Source organism: Kribbella sp. HUAS MG21 (genome assembly GCF_040254265.1).
Lineage (GTDB): Bacteria > Actinomycetota > Actinomycetes > Propionibacteriales > Kribbellaceae > Kribbella.
The window spans coordinates 297,339-313,733 of the sequence record NZ_CP158165.1 but is presented as its reverse complement, the minus strand read 5'-3'; the positions used below and the strand labels follow the sequence as shown (position 1 = coordinate 313,733).

The 16,395-nt window shown below is 68.6% G+C and carries 18 protein-coding genes; 11 read left to right on the top strand and 7 right to left on the bottom strand.

Annotated elements, in window-relative coordinates; genetic code table 11:
• Window positions 1–17: 17 nt before the first annotated feature.
• Window positions 18–788 carry a LysR family substrate-binding domain-containing protein gene (locus tag ABN611_RS01425; RefSeq protein ID WP_350277894.1) on the bottom strand — a complete coding sequence of 257 codons (771 nt, stop codon included), beginning with the start codon at window positions 786–788 and terminating at the stop codon, window positions 18–20.
• A 528-nt stretch (window positions 789–1,316) separates the two neighbouring features.
• Complete coding sequence (locus ABN611_RS01420) at window positions 1,317–1,997, bottom strand: NAD(P)-binding domain-containing protein (RefSeq protein WP_350277893.1); 681 nt, start codon at window positions 1,995–1,997, stop codon at window positions 1,317–1,319.
• Window positions 1,998–2,084: 87 nt separating this feature from the next.
• Between ABN611_RS01420 and ABN611_RS01415 the strand changes: the two genes are divergently transcribed.
• Together ABN611_RS01415 and ABN611_RS01410 are read left to right on the top strand one after the other, a co-directional pair.
• Window positions 2,085–2,999: an LLM class flavin-dependent oxidoreductase gene (locus tag ABN611_RS01415; protein ID WP_350277892.1), complete on the top strand. Its 915-nt coding sequence runs from the start codon at window positions 2,085–2,087 to the stop codon at window positions 2,997–2,999.
• A gap of 41 nt (window positions 3,000–3,040) precedes the next feature.
• Entirely contained in the window at window positions 3,041–3,550 is a 510-nt protein-coding gene (locus tag ABN611_RS01410; protein ID WP_350277891.1) for a MarR family transcriptional regulator, read from the top strand.
• A 28-nt stretch (window positions 3,551–3,578) separates the two neighbouring features.
• Here ABN611_RS01410 and ABN611_RS01405 read toward each other — a convergent pair whose 3' ends face one another.
• A complete protein-coding gene (locus tag ABN611_RS01405; RefSeq protein WP_350277890.1) occupies window positions 3,579–3,743 on the bottom strand; it encodes a hypothetical protein in 165 nt (54 codons plus the stop codon).
• Between the two features lie 69 nt (window positions 3,744–3,812).
• On the opposite strand from ABN611_RS01405, the gene ABN611_RS01400 reads away from it, so the two are divergent.
• From ABN611_RS01400 to ABN611_RS01375, 6 genes are all read left to right on the top strand, one after another.
• Window positions 3,813–4,259 (top strand): MarR family transcriptional regulator, encoded by a 447-nt coding sequence (locus ABN611_RS01400; RefSeq protein ID WP_350277889.1) that lies wholly within the window; start codon window positions 3,813–3,815, stop codon window positions 4,257–4,259.
• 2 nt (window positions 4,260–4,261) lie between these two features.
• Window positions 4,262–5,077, top strand: a complete 816-nt coding sequence (locus tag ABN611_RS01395; RefSeq protein WP_350277888.1) for an NAD(P)-dependent oxidoreductase — start codon at window positions 4,262–4,264, stop codon at window positions 5,075–5,077.
• A 257-nt stretch (window positions 5,078–5,334) separates the two neighbouring features.
• Window positions 5,335–6,336: a sugar ABC transporter substrate-binding protein gene (locus ABN611_RS01390; protein ID WP_350277887.1), complete on the top strand. Its 1,002-nt coding sequence runs from the start codon at window positions 5,335–5,337 to the stop codon at window positions 6,334–6,336.
• Window positions 6,337–6,338: 2 nt separating this feature from the next.
• Window positions 6,339–7,115 carry an ATP-binding cassette domain-containing protein gene (locus tag ABN611_RS01385; protein ID WP_350277886.1) on the top strand — a complete coding sequence of 259 codons (777 nt, stop codon included), beginning with the start codon at window positions 6,339–6,341 and terminating at the stop codon, window positions 7,113–7,115.
• The gene (locus ABN611_RS01380; RefSeq protein WP_350277885.1) at window positions 7,115–8,137 is read left to right on the top strand and encodes an ABC transporter permease; all 1,023 of its coding nucleotides are present in this window, start codon (window positions 7,115–7,117) and stop codon (window positions 8,135–8,137) included. Before ABN611_RS01385 ends, ABN611_RS01380 begins: the two co-directional genes overlap by 1 nt.
• A 62-nt stretch (window positions 8,138–8,199) precedes the next feature.
• Entirely contained in the window at window positions 8,200–9,123 is a 924-nt protein-coding gene (locus ABN611_RS01375; protein WP_350277884.1) for an alpha/beta hydrolase, read from the top strand.
• Here ABN611_RS01375 and ABN611_RS01370 read toward each other — a convergent pair.
• Entirely contained in the window at window positions 9,089–10,591 is a 1,503-nt protein-coding gene (locus tag ABN611_RS01370) for a helix-turn-helix domain-containing protein (RefSeq protein ID WP_350277883.1), read from the bottom strand. The two genes, ABN611_RS01375 and ABN611_RS01370, sit on opposite strands and share 35 nt — an antisense overlap.
• Before the next feature lie 91 nt (window positions 10,592–10,682).
• On the opposite strand from ABN611_RS01370, the gene ABN611_RS01365 reads away from it, so the two are divergent.
• The 3 genes from ABN611_RS01365 to ABN611_RS01355 are packed head-to-tail and all read left to right on the top strand — an operon-like array spanning window position 10,683 to window position 14,097.
• Entirely contained in the window at window positions 10,683–11,930 is a 1,248-nt protein-coding gene (locus ABN611_RS01365; protein ID WP_350277882.1) for an FAD-dependent oxidoreductase, read from the top strand.
• Complete coding sequence (locus ABN611_RS01360) at window positions 11,930–13,423, top strand: amidohydrolase family protein (protein ID WP_350277881.1); 1,494 nt, start codon at window positions 11,930–11,932, stop codon at window positions 13,421–13,423. Before ABN611_RS01365 ends, ABN611_RS01360 begins: the two co-directional genes overlap by 1 nt.
• 32 nt (window positions 13,424–13,455) lie before the next feature.
• Window positions 13,456–14,097 carry a DJ-1/PfpI family protein gene (locus tag ABN611_RS01355; RefSeq protein WP_350277880.1) on the top strand — a complete coding sequence of 214 codons (642 nt, stop codon included), beginning with the start codon at window positions 13,456–13,458 and terminating at the stop codon, window positions 14,095–14,097.
• Between the two features lie 11 nt (window positions 14,098–14,108).
• Here the strand turns inward: ABN611_RS01355 and ABN611_RS01350 are convergent, their stop codons facing one another.
• The 3 genes from ABN611_RS01350 to ABN611_RS01340 form a co-directional block, all read right to left on the bottom strand.
• Window positions 14,109–14,288 (bottom strand): YceI family protein, encoded by a 180-nt coding sequence (locus tag ABN611_RS01350; protein WP_350277879.1) that lies wholly within the window; start codon window positions 14,286–14,288, stop codon window positions 14,109–14,111.
• Between the two features lie 147 nt (window positions 14,289–14,435).
• Complete coding sequence (locus ABN611_RS01345; RefSeq protein ID WP_350277878.1) at window positions 14,436–15,236, bottom strand: MBL fold metallo-hydrolase; 801 nt, start codon at window positions 15,234–15,236, stop codon at window positions 14,436–14,438.
• Window positions 15,237–15,283: 47 nt separating this feature from the next.
• The gene (locus ABN611_RS01340; protein WP_350277877.1) at window positions 15,284–16,153 is read right to left on the bottom strand and encodes an MBL fold metallo-hydrolase; all 870 of its coding nucleotides are present in this window, start codon (window positions 16,151–16,153) and stop codon (window positions 15,284–15,286) included.
• Window positions 16,154–16,395: the final 242 nt, after the last annotated feature.

Sequence of the window (16,395 nt, the reverse complement as noted above, 5' to 3'; positions counted from 1 at the left end):
GTGTGACCTGCTCCGGGTTAGTCCGGCAGCCAGTGCAGTTCGTGTGCCAGGGTTTTGGCGACGGTACGGATGCGGCGGTGTAGTGGTGATTGCACGCGCGGGAGGACCAGGTGCATCGTCAGGGTGGGTGCGCCCTGCAGCGGTCGCCACGTGAGGCCAGTCGTTAGTGCCGTGACCGCGGCTTCGCTGGCCGGGGCGAGGGTGAGCCCGTCGTGTAGGTCGCGCTGAGACATGTCGAAAGAGACTGCGGGTGTGTGGAATCGGGGGTTCGGGGCGTCGCGGAACAGTGCGGACAGCTGGTCGTGGATCACGGGGTTGGCTGTACGGTCGGGGAGTCGCAGCGGGTAGGCCGCCGCGTCGGCGATCTCGATCTCCGGGTGTTCGGCCAGCGGATGATGTTGTGCCAATTGGACCCCGATGCGCTCGCGCCGCAGCAGGAAGCGCCGTACGCCACGGCCCGGCTGTTCGCCGCGGGTGATCCCCGCGTCGATGCGGCCGTCGGCGACCGCGGGGGTGATCTCCGGTGTCGCCATCGGGACCGCGCTGACCTCGAGTCCCGGGCTGCTGCGAATGAGTCTGTCCACCAGGGCCGGTGCCGTCTCGGCTCCTGTGCTGAGGCTGTATCCGATGCGCAGCGTGCCCAGTTCGCCGGCTCCCGCGTTCCGGGCGGTGTCCCATGCTTGGTCTACCCCCGAACCCGCTGAATTCCACTTGAGGATGATCGACGTCTGTCGGTGATGCTCGCTATCCCCTACAAATAACGAATTCTGCGGGTGCTCGATGCGCATAAGTTCTCATCGGCAACCATCCTCTCGCGCTGATTGAGGTGCGTAAAGAGGTGCGGAAGATCTACGCCGCAACGCGAGATCGCAGCGCCGGGTGAAGCTCAGCCTGGGTTCCGCAGGGTCACTTTTGGAAGCCGGTTACGACGCACGACATTGGGTCGCTCGAGACCGGGCGGGACAGCTGATGACGGGATCACATGGGCGGGTACCGGACGAGGGATCTGATGCTCCGGTGTCACGTCGCCGAGCTGTGCGAAGCCGTCTCCGCCACCTCGGCGAACACCACATCCAGGCCTTTCCGTGTCCGGCGACCGCCGCAAGCAGGCGGTCGGGTGCTAGCACTGCTGACATCGCCGGGCACGCCGGTGGCGGCCGATCCGAGCTCCGCCACCGCGGCGGCCAAAGGTTACTGCCGACGGCAGGCCGGGAACACCTCAATGCCCTCGGCAACGAACCGGCGTGCGCTAGCCAGGCCGATCCCGGTCGATCCTCCGGCGACCGCAGTGAACTTTCCGTCCAGTTGTTCCGTGCTCAGGCCCGCACTGCTGCGGCGAGTGCGTCGCGCACGGCCTGCATGCTCGCCGGCGTCCCGGGCAGAGGGCCGGATTCCTGGTAGGCGCCATAGGGAGCGACATAGGCAGGGGTGTCTCGCTGGGTGCGCCAGTTCTCGGCCAGCGGGCCGCCGTCGACGGTGTCGAAGCCGATGCTGTCGAAGAACTCGGCGACGGCTTGTTTCGCGCCCGCGTCGTCACCGAAGATCGGAAGGGCCGAGCGGTTCGGGCTGCCGGCCGGCTGGGCCATGGATCTCAGGTGCTCGACCCAGATGTTGTTGAACCCCTTGACCACGTGAGCTTTCGACAGGTGCTGCTGGAGTAGCTCGCCGGTTGTGGTGGCGCCGTTTTCCAGGTCCTCGAAGATGCCGTCGCGTTCCGGGTAGTAGTTGTTGGTGTCAATGACAACCTTGGCGGCCAATGGCTCCGCCGGGACGTCCAGGTAGGCATGCAGGGGCACGGTCACCACCACGATGTCTCCGGCAGCCGCGGCCTCTGTCGGGGTGGCGGCACGCGCTGTCGGCCCGAGCTCGGCGACCAGGTGCTGGAGAGTCTCCGGGCCCCGCGAGTTGCTCAGTACGACGTGGTGGTCGGCCATGACGGCCAGCCGCGCCACTGTGCTGCCGATACTGCCGCTGCCAATGAATCCAATCGTGGTCATGCCCTGATGATGGCTTACTCCAAGATTGATTTCAAGTTTGAAATAAGCCTATGCTGATGGCAGTCCCGTCGTACTGAAGGAGTGTCCGTGAAGCTCGGCATCATGTTGCCCGTGTCCGGCCCGCACGCGTCGCCGGCAACCATCGTGACCATTGCGCAGGCCGCCGAAAGACTCGGCTATGACTCGGTGTGGACCTATGAGCGGTTGTTGCGCCCGATGGCGCCGCTGCTTCCCGGTCCGGACGGCCGTCTGGAGCGCATTCCCGAGATCTACCGCACCACGTTCGAGCCGCTGGAGACGCTGAGTTACGTAGCCGCGCACACCAGTCGCATCGCGCTGGGAACCAATATCGTCAACCCGCTGTTCCATGCGCCGGTCGTCCTGGCTCGCAGGTACGCAACGGTCGACCACTTCAGCGGGGGCCGTGTGATCGCCGGGTTCGGGCAAGGCTGGATGCTCCCGGAGTTCGCGACCGCGGGTGTGCCCATGAAGCGACGCGGCGCGGGCTTCGACGAGGTCATCGCGGCGATCCGGGCATCCTGGGGACCCGATCCCGTGGAATACACAGGCCGCTTCTACTCGATCGAGGCGTCCGAGATCAATCCAAAGCCGATTCGGGGTGATATTCCGATCGTCATCGGCGCCAACAGTGACGGCGGCATCGACCGAGCAGCCCGGATCGCCGACGGCATCACACCGCTGACCTGGGAACTGGATACCGTGACCGCACAGGCCGAGCGGTTCCGGAGCGCTGCGGAACGTCTCGGGCGCGACCCGGCCGCGCTCACCGTCACGGCACAGACCAACCATGCCATGCAGCCGAAGCCGATCGGCGGCGACCGCCCCTTTCTCGCCGGTTCCCCGCAGCAGCTCGCCGAGGACATCGAACAACTGCGAGACCGTGGCTTCGACGGCGTCCTGTTCGCCTTTCCGCCCACCGATGAGATCCCGGCGCAGATCGAGATGCTCGAGGAACTCCGCTCTCTGGTGGCAGCGGGATGAGTGCGGGGATGCCGGCCTTTGCTGACGGGTAGGATCGCCCCATGGAGAGTCAGGGCGATTTCCGGTGGCTGTCGCCGGACGAACTCGACGCTTGGATTTCTCTGTCCTGGCTGATGATCAAGCTCCCCGGCGAGATCGACGCCCAGTTGCAGCGCGACGGTGGTATCTCGTTCTTCGAGTACCTCGTGCTCTCTGCGCTGTCCATGTCTCCGGGCCGCCGCCTTGGGATGAGCGACCTCGCTCAGCATGTCAACGGTTCGGTGACCCGGCTCTCCAATGTGGCCAAACGCCTCGAGCAGCGCGGCTGGCTGACGCGGGCACCCAAGGCGGACAACGCCCGGTACGTCGAGGCGACGCTGACCGACGAGGGTCTGGCGGTGGTGGAGAAGGTCGCGCCCGGTCACGTGGCGGCGGTCCGGCGGTATGTGTTCGACGCACTCACGCCCGATCAGGTAGCCGGGCTGCGCGACATCGGTCGCCGGATCGCGCACCAGGTCGAACGCGAGCACCCCGGGATGCCGGCCCCCGGCCGAGATCTGCGCCAGCTCTGACGTCGCCGACCCGCACCTGCCCAGGCGATCACGGCCTCTGCTGATCGAGGTGACGCAAGTCTGACGCAAGTAGCGAAGCCGGATCGGGAGCGGCGAGTCTTGCCGAGATGGTGCCGGTCTCTCGGCGCTGCGCGCCGACCATGCTGCTGAGCGCCACATCGATGCCTGCCACCGCCAGGTCCGGGATGATCACTGCAGATCGCTCACCGGCTCCCTTGATTGTTTGTTAGCCACCTGACAAGATTGTCAGGTGGCTAACAAAATGCGGACTCCTGACCTGGACGGTGCCGGGGCCTGGGCCAAGCGCTATTTCCTGGCCAGTCGGGCGCTGATGGATTCAGTGCTGCGTCCCTACGATCTCGGGCACACCCAGTGGTACGTGCTCCAGTTGCTCGCCGTCAACGGCCCGTTGAACCAGCGTGAGGTCACCCGCCTGCTCGAGGTGGAGCGAGCGACCCTCAGCACGATCACCGGCGTTCTGGTCCGTAAGGGGCTGATCGAGCAGCTTGCCGACGATGCCGACCAGCGCCAGAAGGTCCTGCGCATCACGGCGGCCGGCACCGAGCTGTGGAACACGATCCCGGATCCGATCGAGCTGATCACCGCCGTCGCCTTTGCCGGTGTCGATCCGACCGACCTGGCGACCGCCCAGCGCGTACTCAGCGAAGCCACCCAACGTCTTGTCAATCACCGAACGGAGAACAAGTAACCATGACGATCCTCGTCACCGGCGGCACCGGCCTGGTCGGCTCACGTCTGCTGAAGCGATTCGCCGCGAACGGTGCCGACTGCAGAGCGCTCGTGCGTCCCGGCAAGAGCGTTCCGGAAGGAATTCAGCCAGTTGAGGGAGACGTCCTGCATCCGGAGACCCTGTCTCAAGCCCTGGTCGGTGTCACAGCCGTCGTTCACCTGGCCGCCGTGTTCCGCACCACGGACGAAGGCCGCATCTGGGCGGTCAACTTGGACGGAACCCGCAACCTGATCGCCGCAACGCAAGCGATCAGTCCCCAGGCCCGATTCCTGCTGGCCAGCACCTCCAACGTCTACGGTCCAGAACTCACCCATCCTGGTCGCGAGACCGACGCGACGACAGCAACGCACGCCTACCCGGCCAGCAAGATCCAGGCCGAGGCGGAAGTCCGCGCCAGCGGGCTGAACTCGGTCATCCTGCGCTTTCCCTTCGTGTACGGAGACCAGGACGGTCATCTCGAAGCGGCCCCGCGCCAACTGGCCGAAATGGGATGGCATCCCGCGCGCAAACTCAGCGTCGTCCACCACGAGGACATCGCAACCGCGATCAACCTCGCCCTGACCGGCGAACTGGACGGACAGACAGTCAACATCGCCGACGATTCACCCCTCACTGCCTACGAAATGGCCCAACTCGTTGGCTCGACCTACGAGTCCTCCGGCGAGCCCCTGTCCAACCCCTGGCAAGGCCACATGGATATCTCCCGCGCCCGAAGCCTCGGCTTCCGACCGAAGGTGCCTACCGCCTACCAGGCCTATCGCGACGGAAGAATCTGACCCGAACCACGCCGGTACCGCCGGATCTTGAAGTGACGACCTGTGTCTGCATCCGTTCCTGTCCGGCCGCCCGAGACGACCGTCTACGCCGCTGACCGGCGAGCAGGCGGGGCTGCCGCTGGAGGTGTGAGATCTGTCCAGATCCGGCGTCGCAAGATGTTCGGATTCGACAATCCGCCCGCTGAACTGGAGCGCCACAATTTCGGCATCGCACAGCGCCGAAGGGCTTCGGCGTCGCCGTTCAGGAGGCAATCCAGATGATCACCACCGCTGTCCGGACCCGTCGGCGCCGCATCGTCGCGGCGCTCTCGGCCCCCGCTCTCGTGCTCACCGCGGCCCTGTCCGGTTGCGCTTCCGACGCGCCCGCGGCCGACGGTGCGGGGGCGGCGTCCGACGACTCGGGCGCCATGACGCTCCGCTTCGTCAATCCGCTGCCGAGCTACCCGACCTGGAAGCAGATCGGTGACTGCATGAAGCAGCAGGCCGACAAGCGCGGGGCCGACCTGATCCAGAGCGGCCCGACCGGCCAGTCGCTCGACGCCGGCGCGATGATCCAGCAGATCCAGCAGGCCGTCGCCAACAAGAGCGACGCCGTGATGACGTTCCCGGCCAGCGACGGGTTCACCGAGGTGCTCAAGCAGGCGCAGAGTGCCGGAGTCGTCACCGGGACGATCTACGGTCCGGGTGGGCCGGGCAGCGGCGCGGACTACAACATCGGACCGGACTGGACCTACATCGGAGAGTCGGTCGTCAACGCCATCGCCAAGCGGCCGGGTGACCACGTCCTCGGTCTGGTGGCGGCTGCCAACACCGGACTCGGCAAGCTGTGGCTGGAAGGCGTGAAGGCCGCCGCGGCGAAGACCTCGAACGTGAAGATCGCCGGTGAGGTCTACACCGGCGACGACTCGGCCAAGGCCCTTCCGCAGGTCGACGCGCTGCTCACCGCGCACCCGGGGATCACCGAGATCGTCACGCACATGGGGACGACGACGCCCGGCGCCACGTCCGCGATCAAGTCACACGGTCTGCTCGGCAAGGCCTTCCTGGTCGCGGTCGGGCACGACAACGGCGGGACCGAGGCGATGGCGAACGGCGCGGCCAACCTGATGCTCCTGCAGGACGTTTGCACACTGGGCAAGCAACTGGTCGACGGCGTCGTCGACGTCCACGAGGGCAAGAAGCCGGCCGACGTCCCGGTGAAGGTCGCCGTCGTCGGTAAGGACGAGGTCCAGGGCTACCTCGACAAGGGCTGGGTGTGACCATGAGCAGCCCGGTCCTGCAACTGCGCGGGGTCCGTAAGTACTTCGGCTCCGTCTCGGCGCTCGAGGACGTCCGGCTCGACGCGTACGCCGGTGAGGTGCACGCTGTTGTCGGCGACAACGGCGCCGGGAAGTCCACGGCGATCAAGATCATCACCGGCGTCCATCGCGCCGACCAGGGTGAGGTCCTGGTGAACGGCGAGAACCTCGGCGGTGTCCGGTCCGCCGCCGAGGCGCAGCAGCACGGTATTGCCGTCGTGTACCAGGACCTCGCGCTGGTCGAGTGTCTCGACATCGCGCACAACCTGGCGCTCGGCAACCTGCCCCGCAGGTTCGGCGTCGTCCTCGACCGGCGGCGGATGGAACGCGAGGCCGCGGCCGTCCTGCAGGACCTCAAGGTCCGCGTCGGGAACGTCCGGACGCCGGTCGGGCTGCTGTCCGGCGGGCAGCGCCAGGTGGTCGCGATCGCCCGCGCGGTCCGGATGGACCGGCCGATCATGCTGCTCGACGAGCCGACGGCCGCGCTCGGTGTCCAGGAGACAGCGCACGTCGGCGAGATCATCAACGAGCTGCGGGACGCCGGCAAGGCCGTCATCATCGTCAGCCACGACCTGGACTTCGTCTTCTCCCACGCCGACCGCGTGACCGTGCTCCGGCTCGGGCGCACGGTCGGCACCCGGCGGATCAGCGAGGTACCACGCGAGGAGGTCGTCGGCATGATCACCGGCGCGATCCCGTCCGACCGGCCCGTCGACGACCAGGACAGCGAGGTGGCGTGATGACGGTGACCACGACGAGCGCCCGGACCACGCCGGGCAACGACTCTCCATCGGGTGTGGAGCGCGAGAACGTCCTCACCAAGCTCTTGATGCGGCAGGAAACGACGCTGGTGCTGGTGATGCTGGTGATCGGCGTCATCGCCTCCAGCAGATCCGATCTGTTCCTGTCCAACTCCAACCTGACCGAGGTCTTCCGCAGCAGCGTCATCTACTTCGTGATGGCCTGCGGTGCCGCACTGCTGATCATCGGCGGCGGCCTGGACTTCTCCGCGGGTGCCGTGTTCACCCTCAGTTCGTTGCTCACAGCAAAGATGCTCGTCGGCGGGGTCCCGTGGCCGGTGGCGGTGCTGGCCGGTTTGGCGATCTGCTGTGTCGTGGGTTCGGTGAACTTCGCGATCATCACGTATCTCCATGTTCCGCCGATCATCGCGACGCTCGGCACGTCGTACATGCTCACCGGTGTCGACACCCTGATCACGGGCGGACTCGACGTGCTGCCGCTGCCGGACAGCTTCCAGCGGCTCGGTCAGGGCAACATCGCCGGCGTGCCGAATGTCGTACTCATCGCGATCGCGGTCGGCATCGTGTTCTGGTTCGTCCTCGAGCGCACCAGATTCGGAGTCAACGTCCGCGCCCTCGGCGGCAACCGGCAGGCCGCGGTCGGCAACGGGCTGCGCGTCGTTCGGCTGGATCTGGCGCTCTACGCGATCGCCGCCGCATCGGCGGCGCTCGCCGGCATGATCTACTCCGCCCGGGTCGGTGCCGGCCAGGTGACCGCGGGCGGTACGTCGACGACGCTCATCGCGATCACCGCCGTCCTGATCGGCGGCGTTAGCCTGCAGGGCGGGATGGGCAACATCCAGGGCATCGCGGTCGGCGCCGTGCTGCTCTCGCTGATCGACAACGCGCTTGTGCTGTCGAGGATTCCACCGCAGTACAACACCATCGTCGTCGGCGCGATTCTCGTCTGCGCCGTCGCCATCGACTACCTGCGGCGCGGGCGCATCTACCGCAAGCGATAGCAGCCGGCCACCTCCAGCGGCTGTTCAGAGCTGCTGACCGACCACGCACCACGAGAGGCGACATGAACGACGTACCGATCGACCCTGCTGTTCTGGCGCTGCTGGCCGAGCTCGACCCGCCGCCCGGCGTACCGGCAGCCGAGCAGACCGCCGAGCAGCTCCGCCGGACCATGCGCGCCAACAACGCGGTCTTCACCCGTGGAGTGGATCAGATCGAGCTCCGCAAGGTCACCGACGAACTGGTGCGCGGACAGTACGGCGACATTCCGGTACGGATCTACCGGCCGGACGACCCGACCGCGGCGGTGGTCTATTACCACGGCGGTGCATGGATCGTCGGCGATCTCGACACCCACGACCTCGTGACGCGACGGATCAGCCGCGACACGGGCGCCTTGGTGGTGTCCGTCGACTACCGGATGCTCCCCGAACATCCGTTCCCGGCGCCCTTCGACGACGCCTGGGACGCCACCGTCTGGGCGCGCGATCTGCTGCCCGGGAAGCCGTTCCTGGTCGCCGGCGACAGCGCGGGCGGCACGTTGGCCGCGTGCGTCGCGCTCCGGGCGCGTGACGAGGGTGGGCCGGCCGTCGACGGGCAGGTGCTCATTTATCCCGGTGTCGACAAGAACTACGGCTCGCCGAGCATGCTCCGGTACGCGGAGGACGAACTGCGCGCGAACCTGAGGTTCTACATCGAGGGCTACGCGAGCACCGAGGCGGGCCTGGCATCGCCGTACGCCCTTCCCGGTCTGGCGACGTCGCTGGCCGGCCTGCCACCGGCGATCGTCGCGATCGCCGGGAACGATCCGCTGAGATCGTCCAACGAGGAGTACGCCCTGCGGCTGGCCACGGACGGCGTACCGGTCACCGTGCAGCTCGACCCTGAACTCGTGCACGCCTGGGTCGAGTTCGCGGGCCGCGTGCCGTCCGCCGACCGGGCGTTCACCCGGCTCACGGACGCTGTGAACGAGCTGATCGAGCCGTAAGGACCAGGGTGAGAGCGAGGCGCTGGCTCGGTTCGTCGAGATCGATGGTCGGGAGCAGTTCGAGGATTCGTCGCATCCGCAGCCGGACCGTGTTCGGGTGGACGTCCAGCGCCACCGCTGCCTGCGCATAGTCGCCCCAGGCCAGCAGCCACGCGCCGAGGGTGCCCGCGAGATCGCCCCGGGCGTCGATGCCGAGCAGCGCCCGCACCTCGTCGTGGACGTCGGCCGGGACGGCGCGATGCACCTTCCGCAGTACGACACTGGACCAGACGTCCTGGTACGACGCGACCGCCAGCCCGGCGTCGATCGCGGCCTCCGCGACCTCGGCGGCCTCGACCCGCCGTGCGGGCAGGTCGGCGGGGGAGCGGGCGGGTCGGCTCGCGCTGACGGCACCGAGGCCGGTGTCGCCGCCGATCGAGCGCAGCCACTCCCAGCTCCCCGGACCGGAACCGTCCGTGACGAGGGCGAAAACCGTACCGTCGATCTCGGTCAGGATGGGGTACGCCCACGAATGCCTGCGCAGCATCGCCCGCCACACCGACAGTTCGTCGAGCGGTGACGTCCCGTCTCCGGGGCCCAGGGCAACGACCCGCGTCGCGTCGCCGGGCAGCACCAGGTCGGCGTCGGGCTCCGTACCGTTGAGTGCGGCCCGGACTCGTTCGACCGAGTAGCGCGTGCTCAGATCCTCCTGGGCACGCAGCCGCAGCAGGCACACCGACAGCTCGCGCGTGAGGGGGAGGAGGCGAGCTCGCAGCTCGTCGTCGAGCTCCTGGTCCCGGATCGCCCAGATCGAGCCGACCGCTTCCGGACCGAGCCGGAGCGGAATGACGATGCGTTGCAGGAAGTCCGGCGCGACCGCCGGTACGACGAACGGCTCGTCGCTGGAGGTCAGGCGCCGGAAGGCACCCGTCGCGCGCAGCCTCGACACGAAGTCCGGCGGCATCTGCCGTCCGAGGATGGTTCGGGTCCGTGCGGCGTCATGCGGCCCGCCCGTGCTGGAGTGGGCGACGACCTGCCGCTTGTCGTCCTCGACGATCAAGGCGGCCTCGAGCAGCTCCGCCACCTGGTCGGTCAACTGGAAGAGGCGTTGGGTCTGGTCTGCCGGATCCTCGGGTCCGGACGGCGGCCCGTGCAAGGCCGAGTGCGCGGCGGCGATGAATCCGGCCCAGCTCGCGCCTTCGTGCAGGACACCCACCGTGACCTTGAGCTGAGCGACCGCGTCCGAGATGGCCGAGGTCCACGGTCCGGCGAAGACGACACCGGCCACGGGTACGTCGGCGAGCGACCGGAGCAGGGTGAGCCGCGCGTCGTCGGACCGTACGCCGACCGCTGCGACGAGGGCGCCTGGTTGTGGGGTGCCTGATCCGTCGAGAACTGCCACGTGACTGACGTCGTACGGCTCGTGGTCCGGCGTCACGAAGGTCAGATGCTCGTGCAGGTCGGCCAGGACCGCGACCGTGCTCGCCATGGCAAGGAGTGTACGTCTGATCCAGGTTTTGGCCTTCAACTTGTGCGGAGATGACAGTCCGTGCCGACGGAGCGACCCTGAGCATGAAGGCATGCGCAGCAGCCCGTACCCCACCCGTCCCGAGCGCGTCGCCGTCATCGGGGCCGGCATCACCGGTCTGTCGGCCGCCTGGTTCCTCCGGGCCGCCGGGACCGACACCACGGTTTTCGAGCAGGCCGGCGTCGGTTCCGGGGCGAGCCGCGGGAACGCCGGGTGGCTGACGCCCAGCCTCGCGACGCCGCTTCCGGAGCCTTCTGTGCTGCGGTTCGGGTTGCGTGCGCTGCTCAGCCCGGCGTCACCGGTCTACGTACCGCCGTCGTTGGACCTGGGGCTGTGGCGCTTCCTGGTCCAGTTCGCGAGGAACTGCACCGCGACACGGTGGGAGCGCTCGATGGCGGCGCTCGCCCAGCTCAGTGTGGGCGCGCTGGCGGCGTACGACGAACTCGAGGTGCCTGAGGTAGAGGTCCGTACCCAACCTGCGACGCCGCTCGTGGCCGCGTATCGCGACGAGTCGTCGCGGGAGGTGCTGGTCGAGGAGTTCCGGCACCTGGAGAAGGTGGGGCGGCCGGTCGAGTACGAGCTCCTGAGCGCGGACGAGGCGCGGGCGGAGGCGCCGTTGTTGTCGGACCGGGTGGGTGCGGCGCTTCGTCTCGCCGGCCAGCGCTACCTCGATCCGGGCGCTTTCGTGCGGGGGTTGTCCGAAGGCTTTCAGCGTCGCGGCGGCCGGATCCGGACCGGGGTCTCGGTCACCGCGATTTCGCCGGACGGTCCCGGGCTCCGAGTGGTGGGGGAGCGTTTCGACGCGGTCGTGATCGCGTCAGGGGCGCGACTCGGCCAGTTGGCAGGACGGTTCGGTGTCTCCCGGGCGGTGCGTGCCGGACGCGGCTACAGCTTCACGGTTGCGGTCGACTCCCTCCCACGTGGACCGGTCTACCTTCCGGCCCAGCGGGTCGCGTGCACGCCGGTCGGCGGACGGCTCCGGTTGGCCGGAATGATGGAGTTCCGTGGCGTCGACGCACCGCTGGACCCGCGACGGATCGCGGCGATCGTCGACGCCGCGGCGCCGTACCTCACCGGGGTCGACCTGCGGGAGCGGGCGGACGAGTGGGTCGGTGCGCGTCCGTGCACCGTGGACGGACTGCCGCTCGTTGGCCGCACCAGCGATCCGCGGGTGTTCGTGTCGGGCGGTCATGGCATGTGGGGGATGACGCTCGGGCCGGTCACGGGGAAGCTGCTCGCCGAGTTCGTGACCACCGGTCGGATGCCGGACGCCCTGCGCTCCGTCGACCCGCTGCGCTGATGGCGATCCGCAACGATACGTCGCCGTACGACGTGGTGATTCGCGGCGGCCGCGTGATCGACCCCGAGAGCGGGCTGAACGACGTACGGGACGTCGGACTGAGCGGCGACCGGATCGCAGCCGTGTCGGTCGACGGACTGACCGGTCGCCGGATCCTGGACGCGCGCGGACTCGTCGTCGCCCCGGGATTCATCGACCTGCACAGTCACGGTCAGACCATCGGCGAGCGTCGCCTGCAGGCCCTCGACGGTGTCACCACCGCGCTCGAACTCGAGGCCGGCGCCGCACCGGTATCCGTCGCCTACGCGCGCGCCGCCGCCGAGGGCCGGCCGATCAACTACGGCTTCTCGGCTTCGTGGGCGGTCCTGCGCCGGCGGGTTCTCACCGGCGAACCGTTGCCCGGGGCCTCCGACGGGCCGTTGGACAACCTCGGCTCCGAGGACTGGCGTGCGCCGGCCACGCGAGTGCAGTTGGCGACGATCCTCGGTTCGCTCGACCGTGAACTCGCCGACGGTGCGCTCGGGATCGGCGTCCTGCTCGGGTACGCGCCGGCCATCGATCCCGCCGAACCGCTGGCCGTGGCGAGGCTGGCCGCGGCGGCCGATGTCCCGATGTTCACCCATGCGCGTCCGCTCGTGGAGCAGGTCCCCGATGTCGTCGTCGACGGCGCCGAGGAGCTGACCAGGCTGGCGATCGAGACCGGCGTCCACCTGCACTACTGTCACATCAACTCCACCTCCACGCGCCACCTCGACCGGGCGCAATCCCTCGTCGAGTCGGCCCGGGCGGCAGGCGCCGAGGTCAGCACCGAGGTGTACCCGTACGGCGCGGGCATGACCTCGATCGGGTCCGACTACTTCCACCCGGAGAAGCTGCACATCCTCGGTGCGACCGGTACACCACCCGACGTGATCTACGCGCGGACGGGCGAGACGATCGCCACCGCCGAGCGGCTGCGCTACTTGCGGGCGGCCGATCCGTCGGGGCTGGCGTTCATCCGGTCGTTCGACGAGGACGGCGCGTCGGATCGGCTCGCAAGCATCCTCGCACTACCGCAAGCGGCCGTGGCGTCGGACGCCGTACCGCTCGTGGTCGACGGCGTTCATTCGTTCGATCCTTCGCAGTGGCCGCTGCCGGGATTTGTGCGTACTCATCCACGCAGTGCCGGCACCTTCGCGCGCACGTTGCGGATCATCCGTGAGACCGGCGTGCTGACGCTCGCGGAGGCGGTCGCCAAGTGCACCCTCCGGCCCGCACGGATCCTCGAACGGGTCGCTCCGGCGATCCGGCGCAAAGCCCGTGTCCAGGCCGGTTGCGACGCGGACCTCGTGGTCTTCGACGCGGAGCGGGTCACCGACACCGCGACGTACCAGTACTCCACCCGTCCCTCGACCGGCTTCGTCCATGTCATCGTGAACGGCGAGGCGGTCGTGAGCGACGGAGTACTCCGAGAACACCTGCTTCCCGGCCGCCCGCTCCGGGGACGGGGCTGATCCACATCCACCCGCACTTCAAGGAGATCGCCATGCAGATCGCCATTCTCGTCTACCCGGGCTTCACCTCGCTCGACATCATCGGGCCGTACGAGATCCTCGGCCGCCTCCCCGGCACCGAGGTCGTCCTGGTCGGCGGCGCCAAGGGCCTGATGACGAACGACCTCGGCGCGCTCTCGATCGACGTACCGGCGACCTTCGAGGACGTGCCGGCGCCCGACGTCGTCCTCGTCGGCGGCGGCCCCGGTCAGGTGCACCAGATGGCCGACGGCCGCCTGCACGAATGGCTGCGCGCGGCCGATGCCACCAGCGCGTGGACGACATCGGTCTGCACCGGTTCCCTGATCCTCGCCGGCGCAGGCCTCCTCAAAGGCCGCCGCGCCACCTCACACTGGCTGGCGCTCGAACAGCTCCCGCAGTACGGCGTGACGCCCGCCCACGAACGCGTCGTCATCGACGGCCACTACGCCACCGCGGCGGGCGTCTCCTCCGGCATCGACATGGCCCTGAAACTCGCCGGCGAACTCACCGACGACGACGTGGCCCGAACCATCCAGTTGATCGTCGAGTACGCCCCCGAACCCCCGTACGCCGCCGGCTCCCTGGACACCGCCTCACCCACCGTCGTCAACCTCGCCAAAGCCAGGCTCTCGGGCCGCTTCGCCGACAGCTAGTCGGGCAATCGTCAGGCGGTCCTGACGGCCGAGACTTCGATCCCTACGACGACCTTGCCGGAGCTCAGGACCCCGCCGCCTTCGAGGGCGGCGTTCCAGGTGACGCCGAAGTCCTTACGGTGGATCGCGACCGCGCCCTCGAGGCCGACGCGGCCGATAAGCGGCAGCTCAAGAACATCCGTAACGAGCACGCGGTCTTCGCCGCGCGGCTGATCACCTGCGAGCAGGGTGACCGGACCTCTCGGCGGTGTGCCCGCCTCCCGGCGCGGCCGATGTGACGGCGACCGGGGAGAAGGTCCGCCGCGCCACGTTCGTCGCCGAGCCGGGTGGGCGCCGGCTCATGCGCGCAGCGGCACCCACGTTCCGTGGTCGACGGCGCGCAGCAGCGCCGACAGGCCGGCCTCCTCGAATGCCCGCTCCAGCTCGGCGCGGCCCTCGGTGAAGTGGGCCCAACCGTCGTAGTGCGCCGGTACCACGACCGCCACACCGAGGACGGCGGCCGCCGCGGCTGCCCGCCGGCTGTCCAGCGTCAGGGGACGGCCGCCGAACTTCGCCGGCACCCGCGCCGCTCCGGCGTTGAGCACGGCGACGTCGATGCGCGGGACGCGGCGGGCGATCTCCGCCACCGTGTGGATCGAGGCGTTGTCGCCGCTGACGTACACGGTGGGCAGGTCGCGCCCGGACAGCACGAACCCGCTGACCTCGCAGTTGACGTTGCCCGCGCCGTCCCGCTCGGCGTCCTCCGGGCCGTGCACGGCCGGCACGGCGCGTACCTCCAGGTCGCCGTCACCGTCCGGACGGGGCACGGTCCGGCTGGCCCACGGTGACAGACCGACCGCTGGCGCCCCCAACCGCTGCGCGCTCAGCTGACCGGTGAGGACTACCGGCGCGTCCAGCGCGAAGGCACGCCCCCGCTGGTCGAGGTTGTCCGGGTGGACATCGTGGCTGACCAGCACAAGGTCGATCTCGCCCAGGCCCTCCTCGTCCACGACCGGAGGGGAGGTCTTGGTCAGGTACCCGTGTGACCCGGGATCGTCGAAGGTCGGATCGGCGACGACACGCAGGCCGCCCAGATCGATCACCACGGTCGGCCCCCCCAAAACGACCGCCGCGCACTCCTGCCGCACCCGGAGATCCATCGTCCGAGCGTAGGGCGTGTCACCTGGCCCTCGCCCGCGAGCTGTCGTCACGGGACGGTTGCGAACGGGCCTAGCGAATTGAGGTCCAGTCGCAGCGACTCGGCCATCGCCCAGGCGTTGGGGACCGTGAAGACGTCGGCGCCGCCGAGGCGATCCTGCCAGCGGGGAACGATCTCGTCGGCGGTGGCGGCGGCGGCAACGGCGTCGAGATAGGCGCGGAAGACCGCCCAGGCGTTGCCGGTGTCGACAGGGGCCATGGTGGCGGCCAGATCGACGCTGGACAAGGCGGCTTCAGCGACAGTCCGCAGGTCGGTCAGATACTCCTGTTGGATGCGGATGTCCTCGGGCGTTCCGGGACGGGTGACGTGCCCGCCGACGAAGTGGTCGAAGGTGTAGTCCAGGGCCTGCTCGTGGGCCCGCAGGACGCCCGGAACGAAGGCGGACAGCGACAGGTTGGAGAACGGGACCCAACCGGGGAAGATGACGTCGACGAGCATCAGCACCCGCTGGTTCGGCGCATAGATGAAGCTGTTGCCCTCGGAGTGGTTGGGACCGGGGTAGTCCAGCCGCAGTGTGTGTTCGCCGGCCTCGATGGTCAGCGTGTCGTCGAACACCTCGGTCGGCAGCGGCCGTTCCGGATCGTTGAGCAGGCTCAGCCGTTGAGCGGTGGCGCGCTGGGCGTAGCGAACTGCCCGCTCGGGGAAGATCGACATGGCACCCACGTGGTCGGAGTGATGATGGCTGTAGACCACGCCGGTGACCGGCTTGCGCGTGACGCGATCGATGGCCCGCAGGATGTTGTGCCCGAGCGTCGGTGGCGCGTCGACGGCGATGACGCCGTCGCCGGTTACCACGAAAATGGACCGGTAGCTGCCGTCACTGAGCCAGAAGATGCCGTCGGCGATCTCGTCGAGCACGTACCCTGCCGCTGGCACGTTCGGGCCTCTGGCGGTTGTCGGAACCGGAATGGTCGGGCTCTCCCGGCGGCGCCTCGCTTCCTCCGAGAAGCGCGGTCTGAATGCTGGGCCGCTCGTGGCGATGGTGGTTGACATGACTTCCTCCTGATGATGCGTTGATGTGAGCGATCTGCGCGCTGGGATCGCTGACAGTGCCTTTGAAGCCGCTTCGACCAAATGACCTGGAGCATCGGATGACGGCG

What these genes read in the sequence shown, in the direction of transcription:
- ABN611_RS01425 (WP_350277894.1), bottom strand. Translation starts at nt 788, where the DNA reads ATGCGCATCGAGCACCCGCAGAATTCGTTATTTGTAGGGGATAGCGAG.
- ABN611_RS01420 (WP_350277893.1), bottom strand. Translation starts at nt 1,997, where the DNA reads ATGACCACGATTGGATTCATTGGCAGCGGCAGTATCGGCAGCACAGTG.
- ABN611_RS01410 (WP_350277891.1), top strand. Translation starts at nt 3,041, where the DNA reads ATGGAGAGTCAGGGCGATTTCCGGTGGCTGTCGCCGGACGAACTCGAC.
- ABN611_RS01400 (WP_350277889.1), top strand. Translation starts at nt 3,813, where the DNA reads ATGCGGACTCCTGACCTGGACGGTGCCGGGGCCTGGGCCAAGCGCTAT.
- ABN611_RS01395 (WP_350277888.1), top strand. Translation starts at nt 4,262, where the DNA reads ATGACGATCCTCGTCACCGGCGGCACCGGCCTGGTCGGCTCACGTCTG.
- ABN611_RS01390 (WP_350277887.1), top strand. Translation starts at nt 5,335, where the DNA reads ATGATCACCACCGCTGTCCGGACCCGTCGGCGCCGCATCGTCGCGGCG.
- ABN611_RS01385 (WP_350277886.1), top strand. Translation starts at nt 6,339, where the DNA reads ATGAGCAGCCCGGTCCTGCAACTGCGCGGGGTCCGTAAGTACTTCGGC.
- ABN611_RS01380 (WP_350277885.1), top strand. Translation starts at nt 7,115, where the DNA reads ATGACGGTGACCACGACGAGCGCCCGGACCACGCCGGGCAACGACTCT.
- ABN611_RS01375 (WP_350277884.1), top strand. Translation starts at nt 8,200, where the DNA reads ATGAACGACGTACCGATCGACCCTGCTGTTCTGGCGCTGCTGGCCGAG.
- ABN611_RS01370 (WP_350277883.1), bottom strand. Translation starts at nt 10,591, where the DNA reads ATGGCGAGCACGGTCGCGGTCCTGGCCGACCTGCACGAGCATCTGACC.
- ABN611_RS01365 (WP_350277882.1), top strand. Translation starts at nt 10,683, where the DNA reads ATGCGCAGCAGCCCGTACCCCACCCGTCCCGAGCGCGTCGCCGTCATC.
- ABN611_RS01360 (WP_350277881.1), top strand. Translation starts at nt 11,930, where the DNA reads ATGGCGATCCGCAACGATACGTCGCCGTACGACGTGGTGATTCGCGGC.
- ABN611_RS01355 (WP_350277880.1), top strand. Translation starts at nt 13,456, where the DNA reads ATGCAGATCGCCATTCTCGTCTACCCGGGCTTCACCTCGCTCGACATC.
- ABN611_RS01345 (WP_350277878.1), bottom strand. Translation starts at nt 15,236, where the DNA reads ATGGATCTCCGGGTGCGGCAGGAGTGCGCGGCGGTCGTTTTGGGGGGG.